The organism is Bradyrhizobium sp. UFLA05-112 (assembly GCF_053572325.1).
Genome location: NZ_JBANBK010000100.1, coordinates 14,783 through 27,337 on the forward strand (window position 1 = coordinate 14,783; position 12,555 = coordinate 27,337).

At 64.6% G+C, this 12,555-nt stretch carries 12 protein-coding genes and 1 pseudogene; 10 read left to right on the top strand and 3 right to left on the bottom strand.

Going from position 1 to position 12,555, the window contains the following annotated elements:
- The first annotated feature begins 46 nt into the window (after positions 1–46).
- The 6 genes from SO180_RS36545 to SO180_RS36570 all read left to right on the top strand — a co-directional run bounded on the left by SO180_RS36545 (position 47) and on the right by SO180_RS36570 (position 4,167).
- Positions 47–241, top strand: coding sequence for a twin transmembrane helix small protein (locus SO180_RS36545; protein ID WP_027522142.1), 195 nt, complete (start codon positions 47–49; stop codon positions 239–241).
- A gap of 67 nt (positions 242–308) precedes the next feature.
- Entirely contained in the window at positions 309–893 is a 585-nt protein-coding gene (locus SO180_RS36550; protein WP_449383652.1) for a cob(I)yrinic acid a,c-diamide adenosyltransferase, read from the top strand.
- A 128-nt stretch (positions 894–1,021) separates the two neighbouring features.
- Positions 1,022–1,771 (top strand): electron transfer flavoprotein subunit beta/FixA family protein, encoded by a 750-nt coding sequence (locus SO180_RS36555; RefSeq protein ID WP_284275186.1) that lies wholly within the window; start codon positions 1,022–1,024, stop codon positions 1,769–1,771.
- A complete protein-coding gene (locus SO180_RS36560) occupies positions 1,771–2,715 on the top strand; it encodes an electron transfer flavoprotein subunit alpha/FixB family protein (protein ID WP_449383653.1) in 945 nt (314 codons plus the stop codon). The genes SO180_RS36555 and SO180_RS36560 overlap by 1 nt, the downstream gene beginning before the upstream one ends.
- A gap of 190 nt (positions 2,716–2,905) precedes the next feature.
- A complete protein-coding gene (locus tag SO180_RS36565) occupies positions 2,906–3,787 on the top strand; it encodes a 3-hydroxybutyryl-CoA dehydrogenase (protein ID WP_449383661.1) in 882 nt (293 codons plus the stop codon).
- A gap of 185 nt (positions 3,788–3,972) precedes the next feature.
- On the top strand, positions 3,973–4,167 hold the full coding sequence (locus SO180_RS36570; protein ID WP_449383662.1) for a hypothetical protein: 195 nt from the start codon (positions 3,973–3,975) through the stop codon (positions 4,165–4,167).
- Between the two features lie 9 nt (positions 4,168–4,176).
- On the opposite strand, the gene tlpA is transcribed toward SO180_RS36570, so the two are convergent.
- Positions 4,177–4,878 carry a thiol:disulfide interchange protein TlpA gene (gene tlpA, locus SO180_RS36575; RefSeq protein ID WP_449383654.1) on the bottom strand — a complete coding sequence of 234 codons (702 nt, stop codon included), beginning with the start codon at positions 4,876–4,878 and terminating at the stop codon, positions 4,177–4,179.
- Positions 4,879–4,985: 107 nt separating this feature from the next.
- Between tlpA and argH the strand changes: the two genes are divergently transcribed.
- From argH to lysA, 3 genes are all read left to right on the top strand, one after another.
- The gene (gene argH, locus SO180_RS36580) at positions 4,986–6,383 is read left to right on the top strand and encodes an argininosuccinate lyase (RefSeq protein ID WP_449383655.1); all 1,398 of its coding nucleotides are present in this window, start codon (positions 4,986–4,988) and stop codon (positions 6,381–6,383) included.
- Positions 6,384–6,477: 94 nt separating this feature from the next.
- Positions 6,478–6,771 (top strand): LPS translocon maturation chaperone LptM, encoded by a 294-nt coding sequence (lptM, locus tag SO180_RS36585; RefSeq protein ID WP_449383656.1) that lies wholly within the window; start codon positions 6,478–6,480, stop codon positions 6,769–6,771.
- Between the two features lie 23 nt (positions 6,772–6,794).
- Positions 6,795–8,060, top strand: coding sequence for a diaminopimelate decarboxylase (gene lysA / locus SO180_RS36590; protein WP_449383657.1), 1,266 nt, complete (start codon positions 6,795–6,797; stop codon positions 8,058–8,060).
- A gap of 110 nt (positions 8,061–8,170) precedes the next feature.
- Here the strand turns inward: lysA and SO180_RS36595 are convergent, their stop codons facing one another.
- Both SO180_RS36595 and SO180_RS36600 read right to left on the bottom strand, forming a co-directional pair.
- Positions 8,171–9,061, bottom strand: a complete 891-nt coding sequence (locus SO180_RS36595) for an NAD(P)-dependent oxidoreductase (protein WP_449383658.1) — start codon at positions 9,059–9,061, stop codon at positions 8,171–8,173.
- A gap of 139 nt (positions 9,062–9,200) precedes the next feature.
- Positions 9,201–9,584, bottom strand: a pseudogene (locus tag SO180_RS36600) (carboxymuconolactone decarboxylase family protein).
- Positions 9,585–9,755: 171 nt separating this feature from the next.
- On the opposite strand from SO180_RS36600, the gene SO180_RS36605 reads away from it, so the two are divergent.
- The gene (locus SO180_RS36605) at positions 9,756–12,377 is read left to right on the top strand and encodes a TIGR02302 family protein (RefSeq protein WP_449383659.1); all 2,622 of its coding nucleotides are present in this window, start codon (positions 9,756–9,758) and stop codon (positions 12,375–12,377) included.
- Positions 12,378–12,555: the final 178 nt, after the last annotated feature.

The window sequence follows — 12,555 nt, forward strand, 5'->3', positions numbered from 1 at the left end:
TCGCGCCGCGATGGCGCAGCCGCAAACACAGTGTTATCTACCCCTAATGGCATCCTTCCTGAGTTCTTTCATCTTGCCGGTGGCTGTCGGCGCCGTGGCGCTGGTGCTGCTGCTCGGTCTCGTCAACATGATGCGCGGCGGCTCGCCCAACACCTCGCAGAGGCTGATGCGGCTGCGCGTGCTGTTTCAGTTCGTGGCGATCGTCATAGCGATGCTCGCGGTCTGGGCGATGGGGCGCTAGAGCATGATCCGGAAAAGTGGGTACCGATTTTCCGATAAGATCATGTTCAAAAGTAACTGAGGCAAGCATGGTCGTTCTCAACCGCATCTACACCCGAACCGGTGACGACGGCACGACCGCGCTCGGCTCCGGCGAGCGCCGTCCGAAATATGATCTGCGGATCGAGGCCTATGGCACGGTGGACGAGACCAATGCCGCGATCGGCGTGGTGCGATTGCACGTCAGGGACTGGCCTGAGCTCGATGCGATGCTCGGCCGGATCCAGAACGATCTGTTCGATCTCGGCGCCGATCTCGCGGTGCCTGAGCGTGAGGGCCAGAAAACTGGGAGAGCCGAACGGTTGCGCGTGGTGGCAAGCCAGGTCGAGCGGCTCGAGCGCGATATCGACGCGCTGAACGACAAGCTCGCCCCGCTCACCTCCTTCGTGCTGCCGGGCGGAACCCCGGCCGCCGCCCATCTCCATGTCGCGCGCACGATATGCCGCCGGGCGGAACGCATGATGGTGGAACTCGCTGCAAAGCCGGACGAACCGGTCGGGGCGGCTGGCATCCAATATATGAACCGGCTGTCGGATTTCCTGTTTGTCGCGAGCCGCGCGGCCAATCATAATGGCGCTGGCGACGTGCTCTGGGTGCCGGGCCAGAACCGCTAAGCAAACCGCCAAGATTGGCTCGCAAAGCCAATTTTTGGGCCTCCGCGCGCGTTGACCGGACTGGGCCGGGCCATTAGGTTCCGCGCCAGTTGATAACCCCCCTCAAGAATTCAAGTGAAAGAGGATCGATGAAGGTCTTAGTGCCGGTAAAGCGGGTGGTCGATTACAACGTCAAGGTCCGCGTCAAGGGCGATGGATCGGGCGTTGAACTGGCCAACGTCAAGATGTCGATGAATCCATTCGACGAAATCGCGGTCGAGGAAGCGCTGCGCCTGAAGGAAGGCGGCAAGGCCACCGAGGTCGTGGTGGTTTCCATTGGACCGGCGCAGGCGTCGGAGACGATCCGCACCGGCCTCGCCATGGGCGCCGACCGCGGCATCCTGGTGAAGGCGGACGGCAATGTGGAGCCGCTGGCGGTCGCCAAGATCCTGAAGAAGGTCGCCGACGAAGAGCAGCCGGGCCTGATCATTCTGGGAAAGCAGGCGATCGACGACGACAGCAACCAGACCGGCCAGATGCTGGCCGCGCTGCTCGGCTGGTCGCAGGCGACGTTTGCCTCCAAGCTCGAGGTCGAAGGCAGCGACTTCAAGGTCACCCGTGAGGTCGATGGCGGTCTGCAGACCGTGAAGCTGAAGGGGCCGGCGATCGTCACCACGGATCTCCGCCTCAACGAGCCGCGCTACGCCTCGCTGCCCAACATCATGAAGGCGAAGAAGAAGCCGATCGCGGAGAAAACCGTCGCCGATTACGGCGTTGACGTCACCGCGCGCCTTGAAGTTCTCAAGACGACGGAGCCACCGGGCCGCAAGGCCGGCGTCAAGGTCAAGGACGTCGCCGAGCTGGTGTCGAAACTCAAGAACGAAGCCGGGGTGCTCTGATGACGACGCTTCTGATCGCTGAACACGACAATGCGTCGCTGAAGGATGCGACCAGCAAGGCCCTGACGGCGGCCGCCGCCCTCGGCGCCGACGTCGACGTGCTGGTCGCCGGCCAGAACGCCAAGGGCGCGGCTGACGCTGCCGCAAAGCTCACTGGCGTGAAGAAGGTGCTGCTCGCCGACGGCGAGGCTTACGCGCACGATCTCGCCGAGCCGCTGGCCGCGCTGATCGTCTCGCTGGCGTCCGGCTATGACGCGATCGTCGCGCCCGCGACCTCGCGCTTCAAGAACGTGATGCCGCGCGTCGCAGCGCTGCTCGACGTCATGCAGGTCTCGGAGATCATCAAGGTCGTCGCGCCCGATACCTTCGAGCGGCCGATCTACGCTGGCAACGCCATCCAGACGGTGAAGTCGAAGGACGCCAAGAAGGTCATCACGGTGCGTACTTCGACCTTCGCTGCTGCGCCGGCCGGTGGCAGCGCGAGCGTCGAGAGCGTCGCGGCGGCGGCCGATCCGGCCCTGTCGTCCTTCCTCAGTGAGGAAGTCGCCAAGAGCGACCGCCCCGAGCTGACCTCGGCGAAAATCATCGTCTCTGGTGGCCGCGCCATGCAGAGCCGGGAAAATTTCGCAAAATACATCGAGCCGCTCGCCGACAAGCTCGGTGCTGGTGTCGGTGCCTCGCGCGCGGCGGTCGACGCCGGCTATGCGCCGAACGACTGGCAGGTCGGCCAGACTGGCAAGGTCGTGGCCCCCGAACTCTATGTCGCCGTCGGTATTTCCGGCGCGATCCAGCATCTGGCCGGCATGAAGGACTCCAAGGTGATCGTCGCGATCAACAAGGACGAGGACGCGCCGATCTTCCAGGTCGCCGACTACGGCCTGGTCGCCGACCTCTACCAGGCGGTTCCTGAACTCACGGCCGAACTCGGCAAGCTCGGCAAGTAAAACACCGTAAAAACACCGGCCGGATGTCCTAACTCCGGCCGGTGTTTCATTTCTGAGGCGGTTTCTTTCGCGGGGGCACGCGGAAGGGCGCGATCCAATCTAGGTTTCGAGCCCGGGTTCTGATTAAATCGGATCCTCGGCTCACGGGGGATAGGCAGGGCGCGGCATCCGCGCCGTTCCGGTGGATGGCATTATGGCAGAGATCAAGAAGGTCGGCGTGATCGGCGCGGGGCAGATGGGCAATGGCATTGCCCATGTCGCGGCGCTGGCCGGTTTCGACGTGGTGCTCAACGACGTCTCGGCCGATCGTTTGAAGTCGGGCATGGCCACCATCAACGGCAATCTGTCGCGCCAGGTGTCCAAGAAGGCCGTCAGCGAGGAGGACAAGGCCAAGGCGCTGTCGCGCATCACCCTCGCCGAGAAGCTGGATGACCTCGCCGACTGCGACCTCGTGATCGAGACCGCGGTCGAGAAGGAGGAGGTCAAGCGGAAGATTTTCCACGAGCTCTGCGCCGTCCTGAAGCCCGAGGCGATCGTCGCCTCCGATACTTCCTCGATCTCGATCACCCGCCTGGCCGCGGCCACCGACCGCCCCGAGCGCTTCATCGGCATTCACTTCATGAATCCGGTGCCTTTGATGGAGCTGGTCGAGCTGATCCGCGGCATTGCCACTGATGATTCCACCTTCGAGGCCTCCAAGGCATTCGTTGCCAAGCTCGGTAAGCAGGTCGCAGTCTCCGAGGATTTTCCGGCCTTCATCGTCAATCGCATTCTGTTGCCGATGATCAACGAGGCGATCTACACGCTTTATGAAGGCGTCGGAAACGTCGAGGCGATCGACGCGGCGATGAAACTGGGTGCCCACCATCCGATGGGCCCGCTGGAACTGGCCGATTTCATCGGCCTCGACACCTGCCTCTCCATCATGCAGGTGCTGCATGAGGGGTTGGCCGACTCGAAATACCGCCCGTGCCCGCTGCTGGTGAAATACGTCGAAGCCGGCTGGCTCGGCCGCAAGACGCAGCGCGGCTTCTACGACTACCGCGGCGCCAAGCCGGTCCCGACAAGGTAAGCCGGTCCATTCAACGGGTGTCGTAGGGTGGCAAAGGCGCGGAGCGCCGTGCCCACCATCTCTCCGTGATCGCAGCAAAAGAGGTGGGCACGCTTCGCTTTGCCCACCCGATCCTGCAAGACCGCGCCTGCTCACCTCTCGTTAACCCCTCGCGCCTAGGCTGCCGCCCGTACGAGGGTCTTTGTATGGACATGATGGCCATGGTCAGCAGCATGCTGGCCGCTCAGCAAGGCGCGTTGCAGTCGAACATCGCGGCGACCGTGACGAAACAGAACTTGGATGCGGAGAAATCCGCCGTCCTGACGCTGCTCGGCGCCGGCCAGCCCTCGCTCGCCAATGTCGGCGCCGGCGTCGGCAATAGCCTCAATATTACGGCTTAAAATTACGGCTTAAAGCGCCGCGGCGGCCGGGTTCAGCGCCGCGCGCAGCAGCTTCACGGCATCATCGCTGGCCCATTCGGCCGGCCCTGCAATCGTGGCGATCTCGCAGCCTTGCGGGTCGACCAGCACCGAGGTCGGCATGCCCAGCGCCCGACCTATTGCCTTAAGATCCTGGAAAACCTTCGCTTTCTGGTCGTTGAAATAGCCGATCTGCGTCAGACCGGCCTCTTTCAGGAAGTTTTTCGGCTTCTCCGGGTCGCGGGTGTCGATATTGATCGCGACCACCTGGAAACTCGGACCCGCAAGCTTGGTCTGGAGCGCCTCCAGCGCCGGCATTTCCTTCCGGCAGGGCACGCACCAGGTCGCCCAGAGGTTCACCAGCACCGTCTTGCCGCGGAAGTCCGAAAGCTTTTTCGGCTTGCCGTCGGCGTCCTCGAAGGCGAGGTCCGGCAGTTTCAACGGCGCGGTCGCCATGGTCAGTGCGGCCACCTCGCCATGAGCGAGCGGCGCGATCCTGCTGGCGGTCTGGACCGCGGCGCGGCAGGCAGGATCGCCCGCCGGCCCCCGCTTCAGGCCCACCCCGTACAGCGCGGCAAAGCCGACCAGGCCGCCGACCACCACGGTGGCGATCACGAGCGGGATCCGGCGGGTGGCCGACCGCGCTTTCCGTTGGTCGAGCATATCGTTGGGGTCGAGCATATCGTTTGTCATCCGGTCGCAGATATGGCTATCAGGGGCCTCTTAATACGGCTGGCTGCGGCCAGCAAACGTGCGGCACAGGCCGTAGCAAGCGACAAGCAAGGCGTGAGCAGGGGATCATGAGCAACAAGATGTGGGGCGGCCGGTTCTCGGAACGTCCCGACGAGATCATGGAGGAAATCAACGTCTCCATCGACGTCGATCGTCACCTCTTCGCCCAGGACATTGCCGCGTCCAAGGCCCATGCCGCGATGCTCGCCACGCAGGGCATCATCACGGCCTCTGATGCGAAAAATATCGGCAAGGGTCTAGACACGATTTTGTCAGAGATCGGCAGGGGCGGTTTCGAGTTCAAGCGCGCGCTCGAGGACATCCATATGAATGTCGAGAGCCGCCTGTCCGAGCTGATCGGCCCCGCCGCCGGCCGCCTGCACACCGCGCGCTCGCGCAACGACCAGGTCGCAACCGACTTCCGCCTGTTCGTCCGCGACATCATCGACGAGACTGATGCTGCGCTCGCTGCGTTCCAAGAGGCGCTCGTGGAACGCGCGCTGGAGCATGCCGGGACTGTGATGCCCGGCTTTACTCATTTGCAGACCGCGCAGCCCGTCACCTTCGGCCACCATCTGCTCGCCTATGTCGAGATGGCCGGACGCGATCGCGGCCGCTTTCAGGATGCCCGCAAGCGGTTGAATGAATCGCCGCTGGGAGCGGCCGCGCTCGCCGGTACCTCGTTCCCGATCGACCGCCACGCCACTGCGAAAGCGCTTCTCTTCGACCGGCCGATGGCGAATTCGCTCGATGCGGTCTCCGACCGCGATTTCGTGCTGGAGACGCTGTCGGCGGCCTCGATCTGCGCCGTGCACATGTCGCGCTTTGCCGAGGAGATCGTGATCTGGACCTCACCGCTCGTGGGCCTCATCCGCCTCAGCGACAAGTTCACCACCGGTTCGTCCATCATGCCGCAGAAGCGCAATCCGGATGCCGCTGAGCTCGTGCGCGCCAAGACCGGGCGCGTCATCGGCGCGCTCAACGGTCTCCTGATCGTGATGAAGGGCCTGCCGCTCGCCTATCAAAAGGACATGCAGGAGGACAAGCAGGGCGCGATGGAAGGCTTTGCCGCGCTGTCGCTCGCGATCCGCGCCATGACCGGCATGGTCCGCGACCTCGTGCCGGACGAAGCGAAGATGAAAGCGGCCGCGGGCGAAGGCTATGCCACCGCGACTGATCTTGCCGACTGGCTGGTGCGGACATTGAAGATGCCGTTCCGCGAGGCCCATCACGTCACCGGTCGGATCGTGGCGAAGGCCGCGAGCGACGGCGTCGCGCTTCACGAGCTCTCGCTCAAGGAGATGCAGGCGATCGAGGCAAAGATCACCAAGGACGTGCTCGGCGTGCTCTCGGTCGAATCGTCGGTAAAGAGCCGCACCAGCTTCGGCGGCACGGCGCCGAAGAACGTCACGGCGCAGGCCAAGGCATGGGCGAAGCGGTTGGAAAAAGAGCGAAAATCGGGCTGAAGGCAAAATTTCGCTTGTTTTTTCATGGTCATCCGGCTCTCGCCAGAGCGAGCCAATCTCTGTATGGTGCGGCCCGCGTAGTGGGGATCTCGTCGTGACGTCAAAGTTTCGCCCGACCGGCTCGGGGTGGGCCATCGTTGTCTTGAGCCTGAGCGCCCTGGCGCTCGCCGGCTGCGGCCGCAAGGGTCCGCTGGACCTGCCGCCGACTGCGTCCAGTGCGTCCACGGCCAACGTCGCCCCGGCTCCCACCGATACCGAGACCGAGGCCCAGAAGACGCCGAGCGTGTTCAATCCCACCTACGGCGCGGAGGCTGCGCCGGCCGCTGCCAAGGGCAAGAAGAAATCGTTTGTCCTCGACCCGCTGCTGGACGAAAAGCCCGGCAAGTGAGCCGGGATGATTGAGCGAGCGCCATGAATCATTTCGACTACCGCAACGGCGTCCTGCACGCCGAAGCGGTGAACCTTTCCGATCTCGCCGCGACCGTCGGCACGCCCTTCTATTGCTATTCGACCGCGACGCTTGAGCGGCACTACCGCGTCTTCGCGGACGCTTTTGCCGGCGAGAAGGTGCTGGTCTGCTACGCCATGAAGGCGAATTCCAACCAGTCGGTGCTACGTACGCTGGCCAAGTTGGGGGCGGGCGCCGACGTGGTCTCGGGCGGCGAGTTGAAGCGCGCCCTCGCTGCCGGCATCCCCGCCAGCAAGATCCTGTTCTCCGGCGTCGGCAAGACCGAGACCGAGTTGCGCTCGGCGCTTGCCGCCGACATCCTCTGCATCAATGTCGAATCCGAGCCCGAGCTCGAGCTGCTGTCACGCCTTGCCAGCGAAATGGGCAAGACCGCGCGCATCTCGGTCCGCGTCAATCCAGACGTCGATGCCGGCACGCACGCAAAAATCTCTACCGGCAAGTCCGAGAACAAGTTCGGCATCCCGATCATCCACGCCCGCGAGGTCTATGCACGCGCCGCAAAACTTCCGGGCATCGAGGTGACCGGCACCGACGTGCATATTGGCAGCCAGATCACCGATCTCTCCAAGATGGAGATCGCGTTCCGCATCCTCGCCGAATTCGTTCAGGCGCTGCGCGCCGACGGCCACAATATCTCGCACGTCGATTTCGGCGGTGGCCTCGGCATTCCCTATTACATGGACCGCGAGGCGCCGCCAGCGCCCGACGCCTATGCCGCGATGGTCAGGCGCATCACGCATAATCTTGGCTGCACGCTGATGTTCGAGCCGGGCCGGATGATCGTCGGCAATGCCGGCATCCTGGTCACGAAGGTGATCTACGTGAAGCACGGCGACGGCAAGAACTTCGTCATCATCGACGCCGCGATGAACGACCTGATCCGTCCGACGCTGTATGAGGCCCATCACGACATCCTGCCGGTTACGCAGCCCGTCGCCGGCGCGCCGACGATGCTGGCCGATGTCGTCGGCCCCGTCTGCGAAACCGGCGATTACCTCGCGCTCGACCGCACGCTGCCGACGCCGAAGCCGGGCGATCTCCTCGCCATCATGACCGCTGGTGCCTACGGCGCCGTGCAGGCCGGCACGTACAATTCCCGGCCGCTGGTGCCGGAGGTGCTGGTCAAGGGCGATCAGTATGCAGTGGTCCGCCCTCGCATCGAGGTCGAGCAGCTCATCGCCATGGACACGCCCGCGCCATGGCTGTGAGCGCGTGATCGTAGAAGCCCGGATGGAGCGCAGCGAAATCCGGGACGGTCTATCACGCGTTGCGAAGGACCCGGATTACGCTACGTTCCATCCGGGCTACAAGACTGGCGTCATTTCTTCCCGCCCACCACCACACCCGCCCGCTTCTCGATCGGCTTGATCGCCGCTGTGAAATCCGAATCTGCGCCTTCCTCGCTGATCACGGTCTCCCAGAGACGCCCGACCGCATCCGCGACCTCCATCGACAGGCCGAGCTGCTTCATCTCGTCCAGCGCCAGCCGCACGTCCTTCACCATCAGCCCGGTGGCGAAGCCGAAGTCGAAGCTCCGCGGCAGGACCGAACGCGGAAACTTGTCGCGGCTTGCGGTGTTCATGCCGGAGCCCGCATTGATGACGTCGATCATCACGGCCGGATCGAGCCCGGCCTTGACGCCCATCACCACCGCTTCCGATGTCGCCACGATCGCGGTCGCCGAGAGGAAATTGTTGGCGAGCTTCATGGTCTGCGCCGCGCCCGGCTTCTCGCCGATGAAAAACACCTTTCCGATCACGTCGAGCGCGGCCCTGATGGTCGCGAATTCGGCCTTCGGGCCGGACGCCATCACGGCGAGCGTGCCTTTCTCGGCGCCGGCGACGCCGCCGGAGACGGGGCTGTCGATCTGGACGATGTCGCGTTTTGCCAGCAGGCCGTGAATTTTCACCGCCATCTGCGAGCCGACGGTCGACAGATCGACGAAGCGTTTGACGCGTTTGCCGTCGATCACGCCGTTCGTTCCGGTTGCGACCTCGAGCGAGGCCTGCAGCGACGGCAGGCTCGCCATCACGGTCTCGACCTCATCGGCGACATCCTTCGGCGACGTCGCCGCGGTGGCGCCACGCGCCACCAGCGTGTCGAGGACCTCCTTGCGCGTATCGAACGCAACCAGCCGATGCCCCGCCTCGATCAATCGCCGCGCCATCGGAAACCCCATGTTTCCGAGGCCGATGAATCCGATGTCCATGGTGTTTCCTCGTGTTTTTTGTTCGTTTGTCAGGGACGGAGCTGCGTGCCACCACCTTCCGCTGTCGTCCCGGCGTTCGCCGGGACGACTCGGGGAGAATGCGGTGCATTCCTTACGGCCCTTACGGCGCCAGTGTCGCTCACGCCTTGCCGTCGATTTCGGCAAACACCTCGCGCGCGATGCGAAAACTGTCGACCGCGGCCGGCATGCCGCCATAGATCGCGACCTGCATCAGGATCTCGCGGATTTCCTCACGGGTGACGCCGTTGGTCAGTGCGCCCTTCAGGTGCGCGCGGAACTCGTGCTGGCGGTTGAGGATCGCGATCATCGCGATGTTGAGCATGCTGCGGGTCTTGCGCGGCAGCTCCTCGCGGCCCCACACCGTGCCCTAGCAATATTCGTTGAGCATCTCCTGGAACGGCCGATTGAAGTCGTCGACGTTCTTCAGGGCATTGTTGACATAGGCCTCGCCCAGCACCGCTTTGCGAACTTCCAGCCCCTTGTCGTGCATCTTCTTGTCCATGGCGTTCCTCGTGTCTTGCCTGAAGGATTTGCGACCGAAACCTACGGTGACGAACACAACCAGTCACGCCTTCGTGTTATGCACCGCTCGGGTGCGGGGTCCCGTAGAGGAACGGGTGCCTCAGTGCTGCCGTTGTGCTAGGCTGTCCTTCCGGGCAACCTGGAGAGTTGATTGAACGGCGTCACCCCCGACCCGTCAGACCCGATGCGCGATGGCGATTCTCTGTCGCGACTGAAGCTGGCGCAGGCCCTCAAGCGGGCCACATACGCGATCGCCTGGGAGCGCGCTTGGCCGCATCTGGCGCGGTTTTTGACCGTTGTCGGACTGTTTCTGGTGGTATCCTGGGCTGGCCTCTGGCTGGCGCTGCCCTTCATCGCCCGCGCGGTCGGGCTTGGCCTGTTTGCCGTTGCGGCGCTTGCCGCCCTGTTCCCGCTGATTCGCTTCCGCTGGCCGAGCCGCGAGCAGGGCCTGAGCCGGCTGGATAACGGCTCGGGCATCCGCCACCGCCCGGCAACGACGCTCACCGACACCCTGAGCACGCAGGATCCGGTCGCCCAGGCGCTGTGGCAGGCGCAGCGCGAGCGCACGCTGGCATCGCTCAAGCGCATCCGCGCCGGATTGCCGCATCCGCGGCTCGCGATCCACGATCCCTGGGCGCTGCGCGGGCTCGTGATGGTGATGCTGGTCGCGACCTTCTTCGCCGCCGGCGACGAGCGCGCGATGCGCATGGGCGCTGCGTTCGATTGGAACGGCGTGCTGGCGCCGACGAATATCCGCGTCGACGCCTGGGTCACCCCGCCGGTCTACACCTCCAAGCCGCCGATCATCCTGTCGGCCGCCAACAAGGAGGCCGCCGCGCTTCCCGCGAGCGGCCCGCTCGCCGTTCCCGCCGGCTCGACGCTGATCGTGCGCTCCTCCGGCGGCAGCCTCGACGTCGTGGTCTCCGGCGGCCTCAAGGAAGTTGCGCCGAACGAGCAGGCCCCGAAAGGTACCAGCGAGAAGCATTTTGCCATCGCTAGCGACGGCACGGCGCATGTCCGCGCGCCTTCCGGACAGCCGCAATGGAAGTTCGCCGCGACGCCCGATCGGCCGCCGACGATTGCACTGGCCAAGGATCCCGAGCGTCAGGCCAGAGGCGCGCTGCAGCTGTCCTACAAGATCGAGGATGATTACGGCGTCACCGGCGCCGAGGCACAATTCGTCGTGCGTCCGTCCGATGCCCAGAAGGGCGACGAGAAGGCCGCGCCGCGGCCGCTGTTCCAGCCGCCGCAATTCGCGCTCGTGCTGCCGAACGCGCGCACTCGCAACGGCCTCGGCCAGACCGTCAAGGACCTCAGCGAGGACCCTTACGCCGGCGCCGATGTCACGCTGACGCTGACTGCCAAGGACGAGGCGGGCAATGAGGCGAAGAGCGACCCCTTCAACATGCGGTTGCCCGAACGTCTCTTCACCAAGCCGCTGGCGCGCGCGCTGATCGAGCAGCGCCGCATCCTGGCGCTCGATGCCAACAAGAACTCCGACGTCTATGCCGCGCTCGACGCGCTGATGATTGCGCCGGAATTGTTCACGCCCGAGACCGGCCAATATCTCGGCCTCTACAACGTCGCGAGGCAGCTCGAGGCTGCTCGCACCGACGACGCGCTGCGCGAGGTCGTTGCGAGCCTCTGGGCGCTTGCGGTGACGATCGAGGACGGCAACATCACCGACGTCGACAAGGCGCTCCGCGCGGCGCAGGACGCGCTCAAGCAGGCGCTGGATCGCGGTGCGAGCGACGAGGAGATCAAGAAGCTCACCCAGGATCTGCGTCAGGCGCTGGACAATTTCATGCGCCAGCTCGCCGAGCAGTTCCGCAACAATCCGCAGCAGCTCGCCCGTCCCCTTGATCCCAACACGAAGATCATGCGTCAGCAGGATCTCAACAACATGATCGACCGCATGGAGCGCCTGTCACGCTCCGGCGACAAGGATGCGGCCAAGCAGTTGCTCGACCAGCTCCAGCAGATGCTGGAGGGCTTGCAGATGGCGCAGCCGGGTCAGAGCGGCGAGAGCGACATGGAGCAGGCGCTCAATGAGCTCGGCGACATGATCCGCAAGCAGCAGCAATTGCGCGACAAGACCTTCAAGCAGGGGCAGGATTCCCGGCGCGACCGCATGCGCGGGAAGCAGGGCCAGCAGGGCGATCAGTCGATGTCCGACCTGCAGCAGGACCAGCAGGCGCTGCGCGACCGCTTGAAGAAGCTTCAGGATGAGCTCCAGAAGCGCGGGCTCGCGCAGAACGGCCAAAAGGGTCAGAAGGGCCAGAAAGGCCAAAAGGGTCAGCAAGGCGAGCAGGGACAACCGGGCCAGCAGGGCCAGGGCGGCGATGAGGATGCCGACCAGGGCGATGATGACGGCGGTCTCGATGCTGCCGACAACGCCATGGGCGATGCCGGCTCCAAGCTCGGCGAAGGCAATGCCGACGGCGCCGTGGACTCGCAAGGCAAGGCGCTCGACGCGATGCGCAAGGGTGCGCAGAAGATGGCCGAGGCCATGCAGCAGGGCGACGGCGACGGCCAGGGCGATGGCCCCGGCAATCGTGCCGGCCGCCAGCAGAGCGGCGGCAACCAGACCGACCCGCTCGGCCGTCCCTTGCACGGCCGCGAGTTCAGCGACGACTACACGGTCAAGATCCCCGGCGAGATCGACGTCCAGCGCGCCCGCCGCATCCTCGAAGAGCTCCGCCGCCGCCTGGGCGATCCTTCTCGGCCGCAGCTCGAGCTCGACTACCTCGAGCGCCTGCTGAAGGATTTTTGAGCACTCGCGCCGTCATTCCGGGGCGCGCGTGAGCGCGAACCCGGAATCTCATGCCATATTCTCCGTCATTGCGAGCGCAGCGAAGCAATCCAGGAATCCCTCCGCGGAAAGACTCTGGATTGCTCACATGGGGAGTTGGTGTGTCAAGGTGGTTGGTCAGCTCTTTGTTCGATTGCAG